At 71.9% G+C, this 17,507-nt stretch carries 9 protein-coding genes and 1 pseudogene; 8 read left to right on the top strand and 2 right to left on the bottom strand.

Features of this window, described 5'->3' with window-relative positions:
• The first annotated feature begins 86 nt into the window (after positions 1 to 86).
• From WHN02_RS16925 to WHN02_RS16910, 4 genes are all read left to right on the top strand, one after another.
• Positions 87 to 965, top strand: a complete 879-nt coding sequence (locus tag WHN02_RS16925; RefSeq protein ID WP_434739714.1) for a DUF6039 family protein — start codon at positions 87 to 89, stop codon at positions 963 to 965.
• A 39-nt stretch (positions 966 to 1,004) separates the two neighbouring features.
• Entirely contained in the window at positions 1,005 to 1,763 is a 759-nt protein-coding gene (locus WHN02_RS16920) for an enoyl-CoA hydratase-related protein (protein ID WP_434739713.1), read from the top strand.
• A 6-nt stretch (positions 1,764 to 1,769) separates the two neighbouring features.
• On the top strand, positions 1,770 to 3,887 hold the full coding sequence (locus WHN02_RS16915) for an acyltransferase domain-containing protein (protein ID WP_434739712.1): 2,118 nt from the start codon (positions 1,770 to 1,772) through the stop codon (positions 3,885 to 3,887).
• Between the two features lie 827 nt (positions 3,888 to 4,714).
• Positions 4,715 to 5,467, top strand: a complete 753-nt coding sequence (locus WHN02_RS16910; RefSeq protein WP_434739711.1) for a Crp/Fnr family transcriptional regulator — start codon at positions 4,715 to 4,717, stop codon at positions 5,465 to 5,467.
• 70 nt (positions 5,468 to 5,537) lie between these two features.
• Here the strand turns inward: WHN02_RS16910 and WHN02_RS16905 are convergent, their stop codons facing one another.
• Entirely contained in the window at positions 5,538 to 6,074 is a 537-nt protein-coding gene (locus WHN02_RS16905; protein WP_434739710.1) for a DUF1697 domain-containing protein, read from the bottom strand.
• Positions 6,075 to 6,203: 129 nt separating this feature from the next.
• Between WHN02_RS16905 and WHN02_RS16900 the strand changes: the two genes are divergently transcribed.
• The 3 genes from WHN02_RS16900 to WHN02_RS16890 are packed head-to-tail and all read left to right on the top strand — an operon-like array spanning position 6,204 to position 10,372.
• Positions 6,204 to 7,439 carry a hydroxymethylglutaryl-CoA synthase family protein gene (locus tag WHN02_RS16900; protein ID WP_434739709.1) on the top strand — a complete coding sequence of 412 codons (1,236 nt, stop codon included), beginning with the start codon at positions 6,204 to 6,206 and terminating at the stop codon, positions 7,437 to 7,439.
• Positions 7,440 to 7,453: 14 nt separating this feature from the next.
• Positions 7,454 to 8,935, top strand: coding sequence for a class I adenylate-forming enzyme family protein (locus WHN02_RS16895; protein WP_434739708.1), 1,482 nt, complete (start codon positions 7,454 to 7,456; stop codon positions 8,933 to 8,935).
• Positions 8,936 to 8,995: 60 nt separating this feature from the next.
• Complete coding sequence (locus WHN02_RS16890; protein ID WP_434739707.1) at positions 8,996 to 10,372, top strand: cation:proton antiporter; 1,377 nt, start codon at positions 8,996 to 8,998, stop codon at positions 10,370 to 10,372.
• Positions 10,373 to 10,526: 154 nt separating this feature from the next.
• Here the strand turns inward: WHN02_RS16890 and WHN02_RS16885 are convergent, their stop codons facing one another.
• Positions 10,527 to 11,456: a sulfite exporter TauE/SafE family protein gene (locus WHN02_RS16885; protein WP_434739706.1), complete on the bottom strand. Its 930-nt coding sequence runs from the start codon at positions 11,454 to 11,456 to the stop codon at positions 10,527 to 10,529.
• Positions 11,457 to 12,212: 756 nt separating this feature from the next.
• Between WHN02_RS16885 and WHN02_RS16880 the strand changes: the two are divergent.
• A pseudogene (locus tag WHN02_RS16880) lies at positions 12,213 to 16,817 on the top strand (beta-ketoacyl synthase N-terminal-like domain-containing protein); the annotation flags it as partial.
• Positions 16,818 to 17,507: the final 690 nt, after the last annotated feature.

Raw genomic sequence — 17,507 nt, 5'->3', positions numbered from 1 at the left:
CCCGTCGGCAGGGCTCAACGGTGAGCAGAAAGCCCGAGGCGGTACGGGTAGAACAGGGACGTCCCGAACGAGAGGGAGCGACCCCGATGACCACCACCCAGGCGCCCTTCACGGCGCTGCAACAGTCCGCCCTGCCGTTGGAGCGGGTGCTGCACTCCACGAACTCCGGCTTCATCCTGCACCGGGTGGGCCAGTTGGCGTACGAGTTCTCGGCGGAGGGCCGCCGGTTCAGCGTCGACCTGCTGCGCTACATCAACGAGTCGCAGGAGGGCGTGGCGACGTCGTTCGCATTCGAGGAGACGTTCGGCCGACGCGACCGGATGCACTGGTTCATCCATCTGAAGTCGCCGAACGACTACGGGATCCTGCTCAACATGGTCGACCACGACCTGGAGTTCCGGCGGATCTCCGACGAGGACAGGCTTCCGACCAAGGGGGGCGGCAACTGGGACCGGATGTTCGTCCACCGGAGTCTGCACGAGGACGTCCTGATCCCGCAGCACGGGATGGACCACGACGACGACCACACCGAGGGTGCCACCTTCGTTCCCCCGGCGGCGTCGCAGCTGAGTCAGGCACCGGTGGACCAGCTCAACACCGCCACCGCCGGGGCCGTCCTGATGCGGACCTCGGACGTGAAGTACGAGTACCGGGAAGAGGGACGGATGTTCCTCGCCCACTGGCAGCACGTCGTCAACGAACGGCTCGCCGGGCGGGTCACCGCCACCCTCTACGAGCAGACCTGGGGCCAGCAGGACCACCTGTTCCAGCTCGTCCACCTGCGGTCGCCGGAGGACTACCAGGAGTTGGCGGCCCTGGAGCGCAGTCCCGACATGCTCCGGGAGGTGTTCGGCAGGCAGCGGTTGCACGAGTCCAAGGGCGGCGGGGGCTGGGACCGGCTGTTCATCCCCGGCAGCATCCGCGACACCCTGCTCCTGCCGCAGGTGCCCGGCACCGATGACTGATCCGAGCGGGTCACCCGGCCGCCGCACGGGTCGGCGTCGATGACGTACCGGACCGTCGACGTCCGACACCAGCCGGGGCTGGTCCAGGTGACGCTGGACCGGCCCCACCGGCGCAACGGGATCGACCACGAGGTGATCGCCGACCTGAACACGGCCCTGGACGCCGCGGAGGGGGACCCGACCTGTCGGGCGGTGGTGCTCCGGGGCCGCGACGGGGTGTTCAGCGACGGGATGGACTTCGCCACGGCCGCCGCCGACAGCGGGTCGGCCGACGGGGGGCAGGCGTTCTTCGACCTGCTCACCCGGTTCACCACCACCGACCGGGTGGTGGTGTCCCAGGTGGACGGCCGGGTGGCCGGGGGCGGGGTGGGTCTCGCCGCCGCCAGTGACGTCGTCCACGCCACACCGCGCAGCACCTTCGCCCTTCCCGAGGCGCTGTGGGGGCTCCTGCCCTGTTGCGTCCTGCCGTTCCTGGTCCGCCGGGTCGGTTTCCAGAAGGCGTACACGGCGACGTTGAGCACCCAGGCTGTCGACGCCCGGGAGGCCCACCGGATCCACCTCGTCGACGAACTGTCCGAGACCCCGGAGACGGTGTTGCGGCAACTGGTGTTCCGCCTGGTCCGGCTGGACGGCGAGATCATCGGCGACGCGAAGCGGTACTTCCACCGGCTGGCCCCGATCGACGAGCGGGCCGGGTCGGTGGCGGTGGCGGAGTTCAGCAGGTTGATGTCCTCGCCAGTGGTCCGTCGTCGCATCACCGACTTCGTCGACCACGGGCGCTACCCCTGGGAGCGGTGATCCGACATGCGGGCGTGGGTCTTCCCCGGTCAGGGCTCGCAGCACCGGGACATGGGAGCGGAGCTGTTCGACAGGTTCCCCGACCTGGCGGAGACCGCCGGGCAGATCATCGGGGTTCCGGTCCGGGACCTCTGCCGGGACGTCCACGGCGAGTACCTGGGGCAGACCCGGTACGTCCAACCCGCCGTCTTCGTGGTCAGTGCGCTGGCCGCCGAGGCGGCGTCGGCCGACGGCCCCCCGCCGGACGTGGTGGCGGGTCACAGCCTGGGTGAGTTCGCGGCCCTGCACGTCGCGGGGAGCCTCGACTTCGAGACCGCCCTGCGGTTGGTGGTCCGTCGGGGCGAGGTGATGGGCCGGGTCTCCGGTGGCGGGATGGCCGCCCTGCTGGGACTCCCCCTGGAGTGGGTCGAGCAGACCCTGGCCGGGCTGCCCGACCTGGAACTTGCCAACCACAACCTGCCGGACCAGTTCGTGGTGGGCGGCACCGCCGAGAGTGTCCGGGCTGTCGTCGAGGCGGTCCGCCGGCACGGCACCGGACGGTGCGTACCCCTGGCGGTCAGCGTCCCGGCGCACACCGGGTTCATGGCGTCGGCCGCCGAGGAGTTCGGGCGGCTGCTGCGCGGGGTCCGGTTCACCGCCCCCCGGATCCCGGTGATCAGCAACGTGACGGCCCGGCCGCACGACCTCGACGGGCTCGCCGACCTGCTCCGCGACCACGTCGTCCGCCCGGTCCGGTGGTGGGACACGCTGTGCCACCTGGCCCGGTCGGGGGTGACCGAGGTGACCGAGGTCGGCCCCGGGGAGGTGCTGACCAGGATGTGGGTCCGGGCCGGCGACCGGCTCCCCCGCCCCGCCCCACCACCGGCACCGGTCGCCCCGCCCCCGGCGGCACCGGCCCCACCCGCGCCGGTGCCCGTCGCGCCCCGTCGGGGTGCGACCACCGGGTCGGCCGCACTGCAGGCGGAGTACGACATCAGCCGTCCGTGTCTGGTGGGTGCCCTGGGCCACGGGGTCACCTCCCCCACCCTGCTGCGTCGCCTCTGCGGGGCGGGTCTGTTCGGGTTCCTCGGCACCGACGGCCTGGGGACGGCGGAGGTCGCGGCGGCCCTGGGGCAGTTGCGGGACCTGCCCCGGTACGGCGCGGCCTGGCCGACGTCCGGGGTGGACGATCGGGCGGTGGCGCAGCTGTACCTGTCCCACGACGTCCGGGCGATCCAGGTCGACGGGGCACGGGGGACGGTGCCGCCCCAGGTGGTCCGGTACCGGTTCGCCGACGGGGACCGGCGGGTCCTGGCCCTGACCGACGACATGGCCACGGCCGTGGGGTTCCTTCGACCGGCCGACCCCGACCTGGTGGGTGCCCTGGTGGCCGTCGGCGACCTGGACGTCACGGCGGCCCGGAGGGCGACGACGGTGCCGGTGGCGACCGACGTCGCCGTCCGGCGTGATGCGTTGGACCTGGTTCCCGCCCTGGTCCGGCACCGGGACCTGGTGGCGCCGACGGTCCGGGTCGGGGTGGCGGGGGTGGGGTCCCCGGCGGCGGTGGCGGCGGCGTTCGCCCTCGGGGCGGACTTCGTCGTGGTCACCACGCTCGCCCAGTGCACCCCGGAGGCCGCCACCTCCGACGAGGCGAAGGACCTGCTCGCCGGGTTGGACGTGACCGAGGTCCGGGACGCCCCCGACCCGGAGCTGTTCGCGCTGGGGGTTCGCAGCCGGGTAGCCGGGCGGGGCACCCTCTACGCCGCCCGGGCGGAGCGGTTGTACCGCCTCTACCTGCGCCACGACCGACTCGAGGACATCCCGGCCGCAGATCGGGCCGGGGTGGAACGGGTCCACTTCGGGCGGAGCCTCGACGAGGTGTGGGCCGAGGTGGCCGCCCCGGTCGTCGACGACCGGCACCGGATGGCGCTGGTGTTCGGGGCGTACTGCCGGGCGGCCACGGCGGCGGCGGTTCAGGGCGACCGGCGTCGACTACTGGACTTTCGGATCCCCTGCGGCACCGACATGGGGACGTTCAACCGGCTGACCGTGGACGGCCCGCTGGCCGACTGGCGACGACGCCACGTCGACCTCGTCGTCGAGGAGTTGATGGCGCGCGCACCCGGTACGAACCGACCGGCCTGACCCTGATCCGGCCTGAGGTGCACCTGGTGGCCTTCGCCGCGATGACCCCATTTACCCTTGTTTTTTTCTGCGGAATCAGTACGACAGCCGACAGAATTCGAGCCAAACGGGCGCGTAGACAGCTACCCCCGCCATTGTTAACATGACATCAACACGGACCGGAACGATCATGTCCGTGCGAGGTAAAGTGCAACCCTTTACCGGTTCCACCCAGGGCATGCGGCACCGGCCACGTCGGCGGCCTGCGCCCCGTACCGTGCAACACCTTGCAGCACCGTCAGAAACGGTCAGCGCAACGGAATAGCAAACCAGATCGGTAGGGTGGATCGCGTTGACGCAACCTATGTACGACCCGGCCGTAATCAGTCTCGACGAGGCGTGATGACCTCGCCCTCGCGGCCGGACGACCCGGAGCGCTCCCCACCCTCCCCGGTCACCACATTGCTGCCCTCGTCGGTTCGACCATCCTGATTGGATCTTTTGAACCCGTTCTGAGCAGCTGTTCTCAGTGTCAGATCGACCAGGGTAGCCGCGCCCGGAGCGCGGGGGCACCCCTGGCGCTCCGACCTGCGCTCCCGCCGTCGAATACCGGGCGGGCGACACCCGAGCAATCTTCGGTGTCTGCTCACAACAGAACAGATAGCCGGCACCAGGGCACCGAGACTACGAGTGCCCCAGGCGGAATGGACCTGCCGATCCACCGCCGACAGAGAAAAGCGAACACGACAGATCGCCACCTGTCCGAATAGGTATGCCGTAAGACTCGGGGGGACCTCTTGAACACTTCCAACGGCTTCGATCTATTCTGTTCACATCTACTCAGACTCGTGCAGAGCGAACCGAGCTTCGCCGTACGGACCCACATCCCCAAGGGCGGGTCGGTCTACAATTCCGGCGACCATGACCTGCGGATCTATCTGGTCGAGGTGGGGCAGATCAAGACCACCGCCTCGTCGACCGACGGCAAGCAGTGCCTGCTGTCGATCCACACCCGGGGGGACACCTTCGGGGAGCTCAGCCTGCTGGGGATGCCCCGGGAGGAGACCGCCACCGCGATGCGCGACAGCGTGGTCAGGCGGATCAACTCGGCGAAGCTCCTGGAGACGATCTGTCACGACGAGGAGCTGAGCTGGCACTTCAACCGGTTCCTGATGGCCCGGCTGCGCGACCAGCAGCAGACCATCATGCAACTGGTCACGATGGACAGTGAACACCGGCTCGCCGCCACCCTCCTGCGGCTCGGCCGCAAGCTGGGTCGGGAACTGGCCGGTGGCCGGCAGATCGAGGCCCGGATCACCCAGGAGGACCTGGCCAGCATGGTGGGGACCACCCGGAGCCGGGTCGGCCTGTTCCTCAAGCACTTCCGCCGGGCCAGCCTCGTCGACCAGCAGCCCGGCGGATACCTGGTGATCAACGAGCCGGCCCTGGTCGCGTACCTGGAGCAGGGTCCCTGGCAGTTGCGGCTCTGGCCCACCGACAACAGCCGCACCGTCCGCCCCCCGTCGCGGACCGCCGGACACGACCAGCGGGTCGACCGCCGGGGCGGCGACCACCTGGCCCAGCCCGCCCGGGTGTGGTGAGGGCCGGGACCGCCGTACCCGAGGGAAGCGGCGGCGTCGGCGGTTGCGGATGTGGTGCATGTGGCGTCGGTCAGGCCGCGGCCATGTCCCGGAGCTTGAGCACCGACCGCCAGTTCCGGGTCGTGCCGAGCGCCCCGGTCCGCTTCTCGACGAAGGCGTTGCCGAGTTTGCTGCGCCCGTACCCGTCCGGGACGTGGACGAAAACCTCCCGCCCGACCAGGGTCAGCGTCCCGGTCTCCCCCGCCGGGGAGGTCAGGGCGGTCTGGGTACCGGGGGCGGGCACCCGGTCGAGGAACGTGACGAGGACCTTGGTCAGGTCGTCCTGCTGGTCGAGGTACGGGTTGGCGGCGATCACCGCCTCCAGTTCGGGAAGGCTGCGCACCAGGACCGGGACGTCCTTGCCCCACCGGTCGGCGATGCCCCGACGGATGTCGGCGACGACCTCCTCCTCGGCGGAGGAGCAGCCGAACACCACGTTGCCGCTCTGGATGTAGGTCTGCACCCTGTCGAACCCGCAACCGGCGAAGACCTCACGGAGGTCGGCCATCACCATCGAACTGCCACCGCCGATGTTGACGGCGCGCAGAAGTGCCACGTAACGCGTCATGGATCGGGATCCTAACCGGGTGTTCCCGCCGCCACACGCCCGGTGACCAGCGCTCAACAGTGAGCAGACAGGCATTCGGGTCCGCCGTAGAACCGTCACAGGCACCCGAGGGCGAGGGAGACGACGACGATGGTCACCACGCCTGTCGGAATCGAGAGCATCCACGTCTATCCCGGTCGGGCCTGCCTGGACGTCGGGGACCTGTTCGCGGCCCGAGGGCTCGACCCCGGGCGGATCACCAACCTGATGATGGACCGCCGGTCGGTCAGCCTGCCGTGCGAGGACCAGGTGACCCACGCCGTCAACGCGGCGAAGCCGCTCGTCGACGCGCTCACCCCGCAGCAGCGCGCCGGCATCGAGCTGGTCGTGGTCGCCACCGAGTCCGGGCTCGACTTCGGCAAGCCGCTCAGCACGTACGTCCACGCCATGCTCGGTCTCGGCCCACGGTGCCGGTCCTTCGAGGTCAAACACGCCTGCTACGGCGCGACGGCGGCCCTGCAGACCGCCGCCGCGATCGTGGCGGCCAGCCCCGTGCCCGACGCCCGCGCCCTGGTGGTGGCGACCGACATCGCCGGGGTGGCGGCACCCGGCAGCTACCACGAGCCCTCCGAGGGGGCCGGGGCCGTCGCGATGGTCGTCGGGCGCTCCCCTGACGTCCTGCGCCTCGACGTCGGGGCGAGCGGGTGCCACACGGAGGAGGTCATGGACACCCTCCGACCCCGCCCGGACGTCGACGTGGTCAACTCCGACCTCTCCCTCCTGGCGTACCTGACCTGCCTGGAGGAGTGCTTCGCCGCCTACCGGGACCGGGTCGCCGGGGCCGACATCGTCGACACCTTCGACCACCTCGTCTTCCACATCCCGTTCGCCGGGATGGTCCGGGGCGCGCACCGGACACTGCTCCGCAAGACCAAGGGGTTCTCCACCCCCCAGATCGAGGCCGACTTCGTCGCCCGGGTGGCACCGTCGCTGACCTACACCTCGCAGGTGGGCAACCTCTACTCCGGGTCGCTCTACCTGGCCCTGTGCTCCCTCGTCGACCACGTCGACTTCGGCACGGCCCGCCGGATCGGGCTGTTCTCCTACGGCTCCGGCTGCGGGTCGGAGTTCTTCAGCGGCGTGGTGCCGGCGGGTGCCACCACCAACGGGGGCGGGCTGGGCCGGGCCCTGTCCGACCGCCGGGAGCTGACGGTCGCCGAGTACGACGACCTGAACCGGCTCGCCGCCGACCGGGCCTTCGGGGTCCGCGACGCCCGGCTCGACACCACGCCGTACGCGTCCATCATGGACACTCACGTCACCGGCCGCGGCCTGTTGCTGCTGGACCGCATCGAGGACTACCACCGGGTCTACCGGTGGAGCTGAGGCAAGGAGTCTCCATGAGTGTGCCGACCGCCGCGCTGGTGGTTCCCGACCTGCTGCGTCACCGCGTCGAGCAGATGCCGGACCAGGAGGCGATAAACGTCCGGGGCAGGACTGGCATCACGTACGGCGAGTGGGACCGCAGGTCGAACGCGGTGGCTCGGGCACTCCTCGGACGGCTCGGCGGAACCGGCCGGGGCGCCCGGGTGGCCCTGATCTTCTCCGGTGATGACTGGATCGACTACGCAGTCGCCTACCTCGGGATCCTCAAGGCCGGGGCCACTGCCGTGCACACGAACGACAGGCTGCCCACCGTCGAGTTGCAGCGCAGGTTCGACCAGTGCGGGGCCGTCGGAGTGATCCACTCCTCATCGGTGACCCCGTGGCCGGCCACCTCCGACCGGTGGTCGGTGACGGTGACCGACCTCGACGGCGGGGACTCCGACCCGGTCGAGGTGGACATCCGGGGCGAGGACGTCGCCGACATCCTCTACACCTCCGGCACCACCGGCCCGGCCAAGCCCTTCACGAACCCCCACGGCAACCAGACCTACGGGCGGGGATCGGCCGCGCTGGGGCAGCTCACCGATCCGGCCCCGCTGCTCGCCCCGATGCCCCTGGGTACGACGTCGAGCGCGACCACCGTCGCCGTCCTGGCCACCACCACGCCGTCGCCCCTGATCGTCTGCTCCCCCGACGACCCGGAGGAGATCGCCCGGCTGATCGCCGAGCACCGGTGCGGGACCCTGATCCTCACCCCGTGGACGGCGATCCGGCTCACCGGGATCCGTCCCCGGGAGCGTCACGACCTCAGCACGGTCCGCACGATCGGCAACGCCTCGGCCCTGATGCCGCCCCGGATCGCCCGGGACCTGGTGGCCGCCATGCCGAACGCCACCATCGCCAACGCGTACGCCCAGTCCGAGGCGGTGCCGGCGATCATGCTGGGGACCGTCGACCCGGACCGGCCGATGTGTGTCGGACGGCCGGGTCGGGGCACCGAGATGCAGGTGGTGGACGACCGGGGCGAACCCGTACCGGCCGGGGAACTCGGTGAGATCTGGCTGCGCAGCACTGCCCCGAAGCGGCTCTACCTCGACGACCGGCTCAACGCCGAGGTCCACGCCGGTGGCTGGACCCGGACCCGTGACCTCGGCCGGGTGTCGGCCGACGGGGAGTTGTTCCTGTTCGACCGCCGTACCGACGTGATCACCACCGGGGGGCGGCTCGTGTCGTCGCTGGAGGTCGAGGCGGTCCTCTACGACCACCCGGCCGTCCGGGAGGCGACGGTGATCGGCCTGCCCGACCCCGAGCGGGGAGAGGCGGTGACGGCTGTGGTCGCCGCCGACGCCGACGTCGACCTGACCGAGGTCACCCGACTCCTCGCCGACCGGCTGGAACCCCACCAGGTCCCCACCCGGATCCACCGGCTCGACGCCCTGCCCCGGGGCGGGACCGGCAAGGTCCTGAAGTACGAACTCCGTCGCATGCTCGGCTGACTCGCCACCGGTACCGGCGGGCACGGCCCCCGGCACCCCGCTCCCGAAGGAGGTCCGCCCGTGAACCTGGCCGCGCCGGTTCCGCCCCTGCCCCCGCACTCGCTCCTGGTGTTCCTCGTCGCGGTGGTCGTCCTGCTCCTGGTGGCCCGTCTGCTGGGAACCGTCGCGGAGCGGTTCGGGGCACCCGCGATCGTCGGGGAACTGTTCACCGGTGTCCTGCTCGGCCCGTCCCTGCTGGGGAGCGTGGCACCCGGGATCGCCGGGTGGCTCCTGCCTACCGATCCGCACCAGTTCCACCTGTTGGACGCGGTCGGGCAGATCGGGCTCCTCCTGCTGGTGGGGATCACCGGGGCGCACCTGGACCTCGGTCTGCTGCGCCGGCGTACCGGGGCGGCGGTCACCGTCAGCGTGACCGGCCTGGTGATCCCCCTGGCCCTCGGGGTCCTCCTCGGGCTGGCACTTCCCACGGCGGTCACCGGGCAGGAGGGTCCCGACCGGCCGGTCTTCGCCCTGTTCCTCGGGGTGGCGATGTGCGTGACGGCGATCCCGGTGATCGCCAAGACCCTCTCCGACATGCGGTTGCTGCACCGCAACATCGGGCAGTTGACCCTCGCCGCCGGGATGGTCGACGACGCCGTGGGGTGGCTCCTGCTCTCCGTCGTGGCGGCGGCGGCGACCACCGGGGTCAGCCTCGGTCAGGTGTCGCTCTCCGTCCTCTACCTGGTCGGCTTCGTCCTCTTCGCCGCCACCGTCGGCCGGTTCGTGGTCCGCCGGGTGATGGACCGGGTGGCCCGCTCCGGCCAGTCGGGGCCGACGGTGACGGCCGCCGTGGTCATCGTCCTGTCCGGCGCGGTCGGCACCCACGCCCTCGGGATGGAGCCGGTCTTCGGCGCCTTCGTCGCCGGCCTCCTGCTGGCCCCCTGTCGGTCGTCGCACGCCCTGCTGGGGCCACTGCGGACCGTCGTCATGGCGGTCCTGGCCCCACTCTTCCTGGCCATGGCGGGACTCCGGATGGATCTGACGGCGCTCGTCGACCCCCAGGTCGCGGTGACCGCGTTGGGGGTCCTGACGGTGGCGATCCTGGGGAAGTTCGTCGGGGCGTACCTGGGTGCCCGACTGACCCGGTTGTCCCCCTGGGAGGGGCTCGCGTTGGGGGCCGGGATGAACGCCCGGGGGGTCATCGAGGTCATCGTGGCGATGACCGGGCTCCGGCTCGGTGTCCTGAACACCGCGACGTACACGACGGTGATCCTGGTCGCCATCGTCACCTCGTTGATGGCCCCACCGCTGCTGCGATTGGCGATGGCGAAGGTGGGACAGACCGAGGACGAGGAACTGCGGCGGATCGAGCACGACGTCTGGCAGGCCCGGTCCGTCCCGAGCCCCGACCGGGGCGCCGACCCGCCGCCGGGCGAGGGCGGCCCCGACCGGACGTGAGTCGGGTCGTCCCACCCCGGTGCCCCGACACCCCCCGGCCCGGCGCCTCGGGAGGCGCCTGCGCCCCGGTGCCGGAGAACGGCACCGGGGCGCAGGGACGGGTCACCGGGGCTGAGGGACGGCACCGGGAGACGGCACCGGCCCGAGGGACGGGTCACCGGGAGGTGGTGGCCCGTTCGGTCGTCGGGGTGTCGTCGTCGGCCGGGGCCGGGTCGGCGGCCTGCTCGGCGCGGTGTTGGCGGACCGACCACCCGATGGCGGCCACCCAGGTCACCACGATGAGCAGGTAGAGGCTGTACCGCAGCCCGGGTCCGGCCTCGACCCAGTCGCTGAGCAGCAGGGTCCGGGTGTTGGTCAGGATGATGACACCGCCGACGGCCGACCCGAGGACCCGGGGCGGGACGATCCGGACCAGCCAGGCGGCGATCGGTGCGGCGATCAGGCCACCGATCAGGAGGGCGGCGACCCAACCGAAGTCGATGTTCTCGGCACCCAGCCCGACCAGGAATCCGACGCTGGCCGCGACGGCGACCAGGAACTCGCTGGTGTCGATGGAGCCGATGACCCGACGTGGCTCCAGCCGGCCACTGGCCAGGATGGCGGGGGTGCCGATCGGACCCCACCCGCCCCCGCCGGTGGCGTCGACGAATCCGGCGACGAGTCCGAGCGGACCCAGGAACCGCTTGCGCAGCGGCAGTCCGACCCGGTCGCGGGGCAGACCGGCGACGGTGAAGCGGAGCAGCACGTACAGGCCGAGCGTGAGCAGGATCAGCGACATCACCGGGGCCGCGAACTCGGTGGAGAGGCTGGCGAGGAAGGTGGCGCCCGCGAAGGCCCCGACGGCTCCCGGCACGCCGACCCGGCGGACCACCCGCCAGTCGACGTTGCCGAAGCGCCAGTGGGCGGCTCCGGAGGCGAGGGTGGTGCCGATCTCGGCCAGGTGAACGGTGGCCGACGCGCTCGCGGCACTGGTGTTGAGGGCCAGCAGCAGCGTCGTGGAGGTCACGCCGTACGCCATTCCGAGGCTGCCGTCGACCAGCTGGGCACCGAGGCCGACGAGCGCGAGAAGGAGGAGTTTCCGCACAGTTACCGCCCGATCAGAAAGGGGGAATGGGAGCTGAGCTGTTCGGAGCGAGGGCCCCGAGACACCCCGGACACCAGGGGCGGGCCGGTGTGTGCCCGGCTGGCAGGGAATGTCGGAAAAATCGGCTCACCAGGTCGCCGGAGACGACAGCGGACCAATGACATCGTCCGGGTCGGCCGGAATGATTGTTAACAGATGAACTGGCGAAGAATCGCTCTTCGGCCCCGGTGCCGCGTCGGACCGGAGCGACCGTACCGGCGCAGGACGCCTGTCGCACCCTCGGCGGTCGCGCACCTCGACCGGGGGTCCGGGGATGGGGATGCGCGCGTCACCACGCGGATGTCGAACCACTCTCACCAGGGATTTCGGTTATTCACCGTCGCCTCACCCGCCGTTCGGATGTCGAAGTAAATCGGTGGGGAATAACGCCTACAACATGGATAGGGATCGTTGTCCGTCATCCGGACAGATGACAAGCCCCCTTCCACATCGTGGGACGAGGGGCGGACCGAGGCCCCGTGCGCAGGGACAACTCGGTGACGGCAATGCGTCAGAAATGAGACGAGCAATCGACCCTCGACATCGCGAGTGAGCCTATCCGCAGAGATGCAGTTGTTTTCGCTGGCCAACCCGGTGACAATTCCCGTCGCGCTGGTAGGAAATCGCCACCAACCCCGTCGGATGGGGCAGATTTAACCGGGTCGTAACTGAGCGCCGCTACGTTATGACGGACTGCAACATAGATCGCCGCGAATTATGCGTCGGGGGCCGCCGGTTCGGCCGCCGTCCGGCCCGTCACCCCGCGATCCCCGCGAGCGAAGTGGGAGCCCGATGAACGCTGCACCGCACACGCGCGACCTGATCATGGTCGTGAACCCCGTCGGGGCCGTCGAGCCCAGCCCCCGGATCACGGCCGCCGCCTGCGCCGGTGGTGGATGGGGCCTGCTCGACCTGGCCGCCGGGGACGACTGGACACTACGGGCGCTACGCCAGGCCGCGTCCTGGTCCCCCGGGCCGATCGGGGTCCGGATCCCGGCCGGGTGTCAGGCCACCCCGGACGAGGTCGACGACGCCGCCCGGGGCCGGGTCGAACTTCTCCTGGTCACCCCCGACAGCCCCTGGCCGCTGGCCGAGATCACCACCCGGTACCGGGTGGTCGTGGAGGTGACCAGTCGGGACGAGGCCCGCGCCGCCGCAGCGGCCGGCGCACACGGACTGGTCGCCCGGGGCCTGGAGGCCGGTGGCCGGGTCAGCGACCTGAGCTCCTTCGTCCTGCTCCAGCAACTCGTCACCGACCAGACCCTCGACCTGCCGATCTGGGTGGTCGGCGGAATCGGCCCCCGTACCGCCGGAGCCGCAGTGGTGGGCGGGGCGGCAGGGGTCCTCCTGGACACCCAACTCGCCCTCATGCCCGAGTCGGAGCTGCCCACCGACGTACGCGCCGCGATCCGACGGATGGACGGCTCGGAGACCGCACTCGTCGACGGCCACCGGGGGCTGCGCCGGGGCGGCCGGCACGACGAGGACTCCGAACTGCTCCCCATCGGGCAGGACGGGTGGCTGGCCGGGCTCTTCGCCCAGCGGTGGGCCGACACCGCGAGCGCCGTCCGGGGCCTGCGGGCGTCGATGCTCGCCGCCGCCGACTCCCCCGACGCCGGTGACCTGCTCCTGCCGGGTGCACCACTGGCCACGGCACTCGGGGTCCGGGTGCCGGTGGCCCAAGGGCCGATGACCCGGGTCAGCGACGAGGCCGCCTTCGCGGCGGCGGTGGCCGACGGGGGCGGTCTGCCCTTCCTCGCCCTGGCCCTGAACTCCGCCGACAAGTGCCGTCGGATGCTCACCGAGACCGCCGGGCTGCTCGGCGACCGCCCCTGGGGGGTGGGGGTGCTCGGATTCGCCCCGGAGGAGCTCCGCACCGCCCAGCTGGAGGTCATCAGGGAACTCCGCCCCCGGTACGCGATCATCGCCGGCGGTCGCCCGCCCCAGGCCCGGGCCCTGGAGGACCAGGGGATCAGCACCTTCCTGCACGTCCCCTCCCCCGGCCTGCTCCAACAGTTCCTGCGCGCCGGGGCACGCAAGTTCATCTTCGAGGGCGCCGAGTGCGGCGGACACGTCGGACCCCGGTTCAGCTTCCCGCTCTGGGAGGCCCAACTGAGCGTCCTCGACGAGTACCTCGACGCCGAACCGGACGCCGCCGCACAGATCCAGGTCCTGTTCGCCGGTGGTGTCCACGACGCCCGGTCGGCGGCGATGGTCGCCACCATGGCCGCACCGCTGGCCCGCCGGGGCGCCCGCGTCGGGGTGCTGATGGGCACCGCGTACCTGTTCACCACCGAGGCGGTCACCCACGGCGCCGTACAACCGCTGTTCCAGCAGGAGGCGGTGACCGCCGAACGGACCGCCCTGTTGGAGACCGCACCGGGGCACTCCACCCGGTGCCTGCACACCCCGTTCGTCGACGACTTCCACCGGCTGCGTAGCCAGCTCTCCGCCGCCGGGGCGGAGAACCGCGAGGTGTGGGAGCGGCTGGAACTGCTCAACGTCGGTCGACTACGGATCGCCAGCAAGGGTCTGCGCCGCGCCGGTGACGTCATCGAGACGGTGGACGAGCAGGTCCAGGCCGCCGAGGGGCTGTTCATGGCCGGTCAGGTGGCGGTGCTGCGCGACGCCACCACCACCGTCGCGCAGCTGCACGACGCCGTCACCACCGAGGTACGCGACTTCCACGCCGCCCGACTCGACGCACTGCGTGCCCGGCTGACCCCACCGGAGCCCGAGATCGAGGAACCGGTGGCCCCCCTGGACGTCGCCGTCGTCGGGATGGCCTGTGTCCTGCCCGGCTCCCCCGACCTGGAGAGCTTCTGGCGTACGGTGCTCACCGGTGCCGACGCCGTGAGCGAGGTCCCTCCCCAGCGCTGGGACACCGACCTGTACTACGCCCCCGAGGTCCCGCCCGGCCGCACCGGACGCATCAGCGTCTCCAAGTGGGGCGGGTTCATCGACCCGGTCCCCTTCGACGCCATCGGCTACGGCATCCCTCCGGCGGCGCTGGCCAGCATCGATCCCACCCAACTGCTCGCCCTGGAGGTCTCCCACCGGGCGCTCGTCGACGCCGGGTACCCGTACGACGCCCCGGGCGTCGACCACTGCCGTACCGGAGTGGTGTTCGGGGCGGAGGCCGGCAGCGACATGGGTCACGCACAGACCCTGCGCACCATGCTCCCCGCCTACCTGGGCGAGGTCCCGGAGGAGATGTCGCCGCTGCTGCCGACGGTCACCGAGGACAGCTTCCCCGGGGTCCTGGCCAACGTCATCGCCGGCCGGGTCGCCAACCGGCTCGACCTGGGTGGACCCAACTACACCATCGATGCCGCCTGCGCCTCCTCACTGGCGGCGTTGGACGCCGCGTGCAAGGAACTGCGCAACGGCGACAGCGACCTGATGATCTGCGGCGGCGCGGACCTGCACAACGGCATCAACGACTACCTGATGTTCACTTCCGCGCACGCGCTCTCCCCGACCGGCAGGTCCCGGCCGTTCGACAGCACCGGCGACGGGATCGCCCTGGGCGAGGGGGTGGTCTGCGTCGTCCTGAAGCGGCTCGCCGACGCCGAACGCGACGGGGACCGGATCTACGCCGTGGTCAAGGGACTCGGCGGGGCCAGCGACGGGCGCGCCCTCGGTCTCACCGCGCCGCGTCCCGAGGGGCAGCGGCGGGCGTTGGACCGGGCGTACCACCGCAGCGGGATCTCACCCCGGGAGGTCGGCCTCGTCGAGGCGCACGGCACCGGCACCGTCGTCGGTGACCGTACCGAGCTGGAGACCCTCACCCGACTCTTCACCGAGGCCGGGGCCGAACCGGGTGGATGCGCCCTCGGGTCGGTGAAGTCCCAGATCGGGCACACCAAGTGCGCTGCCGGGCTGGCCGGACTGATCAAGGCGACCCTCGCCCTGTACCACGGGGTCCGTCCCCCCACCATCCACCTGCGACGTCCCAACCCGGCCTGGCATCCGCAGCAGAGCCCGTTCGCCTTCTTCACCGAGGCCCGGCCCTGGTCGGCACCGGCGGACGAGCGGGTCGCCGGGGTCAGCGCCTTCGGGTTCGGCGGCACCAACTTCCACGTGGTGCTCGCCGCCCACGCCGACGCCCCGGAGCCCCGGCACTCCCGGCGGAGCTGGCCGGCGGAGCTGTTCTGCTTCCGGGGCACCGACCGGGCCGCCGCCCACCACGCGGTCCGCCAGTTGCTCACCGACCTCGCCGCCGACGGTGCCCCTGACGCACCGGACCGCCTGGCCCGGCTGGCCGCCTCGGTCGCCGCGACCTCGGCCCACCGCCCCGGTCCGGTACGGGTGGCGGTGGTCGCCCGGGACCACACCGAGTTGGAGACCCTGCTGCACCGGGCCCTCGCCGGGGACCACGACCCGGGTCGGGGCCTGGTCCAACCGGCCGACGGGGCGCAGTCCGGCCCCGGGACCGTGGCGTTCCTCTTCCCCGGGCAGGGCAGTCAGCGGCCCGGGGCGTTGGCCGAACTCTTCGTCGCCTTCCCGGAGCTGCGCCACTACCTGGAACTGGACCGGGCCGCCGCCGAGCTGCTCTTCCCCCCGGCGGCCTTCGACGCCGAGGGCCGCCGCGAGCAGGAGAACCGGGTACGCGACACCCGGGTCGCCCAGCCCGTCCTGGGCATCGGCGGGCTCGCCGTCGACCACCTGCTGCGCCGCCTCGGCGTCCGGCCCGACATGACGGCCGGGCACAGCTACGGCGAACTCGTCGGGCTCTGCGTCGCCGGAGCCTTCGACGCGCCGACCCTGCTGGAGTTGAGCCGGGCACGGGCCCAGGCCATCCTCGGTGCGACCGGCGACGACCCGGGCACCATGGCCGCTGTCACCGCCGGGGCCGACGAGGTGGCCACGGTGCTCGCCGCCGCCGGGCTGACCAGCGAGGTGGTCCTGGCCAACCGGAACGCCCCCCACCAGGTGGTGATCTCCGGGCCCACCGTGAAGGTCCACGCGGCGGTGGCGGCCCTGAAGGACGCCGGACTGTCCGCCAAGGGCATCCCGGTGGCCTGCGCCTTCCACAGCCCGGTGGTCGCCGGTGCGGTGGAGACCTTCGCCGAGGTGCTCGCCGGGCAACGGATCACCCCGCCCCGGATCCCGGTCTGGTCCAACCTCACCGCCGCGCCCTACAGCGGTGACTCCGACCGGGTCCGCCACCACCTGGCCGAGCAGATCGGCGCCCCGGTCCGCTTCGTGGAGCAGATCGAGGCGATGTACGCCGCCGGCGCCCGCCTGTTCGTCGAGGTCGGCCCCGGCCAGGTGCTCACCCGGCTGGTCGGCGCGGTGCTCGCGGGCCGACCGCACCAGGTGGTCGCCTGCGAGCGCGGGCCGCAGGACGGGCTGCGCGGATTCCTGATCTCGATCGCCGAGCTGGCCTGCGCCGGTCTGCCGGTCCGCCCCGACTGGCTGTTCCAGGGCCGGGTCGGGGCGGACACCCCGGTCGGTACCACCACCCGCCGTCCGGTCTGGACCGTCGACGGCCAACTCGTCCGGGACCAGCACGGCAACTGTCTTCCCGGTGGCATGACCCCTCCCCGACGTGTCAAGGAGCTGTCGATGACCCCAGCGAACGGCACCGCCCCCGCCGTCCCGGCGCCCCCCGCCGCCCCCGCCGTTGCGGCCGCCCACGCCGTCCCGGCGGTCCCGGTGGTCCCGGCCGCCCCCGCCACCGGTCACCAGGACACCCGCAGCGAACTGCTCAGCGAGTACCTGCGCAACAACCGGGACATCATCGCCGCCCAGCGGGACGTCATGCTCGCCTTCCTCGGCGAGCCCTCCGGCACGGCCCCGGCCCCCGGGCAGCCCGCCGACCACCGGCTGGAGCAGCACCACGCGCCGATGCTGCCGGCGGCTGCGCCGCCCGCCGCCGCGCCGAGCGCTCCACAGCGTCAGATCGTCGCCTCGACGAACGGGGGGACCGCCCTGGCCACGGCGATCGCGGCGGCACCGGTGGCACCCCCGCCCCGGCTCCGGCGGCCCCACCGACGATCGCCCCGG

The organism is Micromonospora sp. SH-82 (assembly GCF_051132485.1).
Lineage (GTDB): Bacteria > Actinomycetota > Actinomycetes > Mycobacteriales > Micromonosporaceae > Micromonospora.
This window is presented reverse-complemented; position numbering and strand designations above follow the sequence as displayed.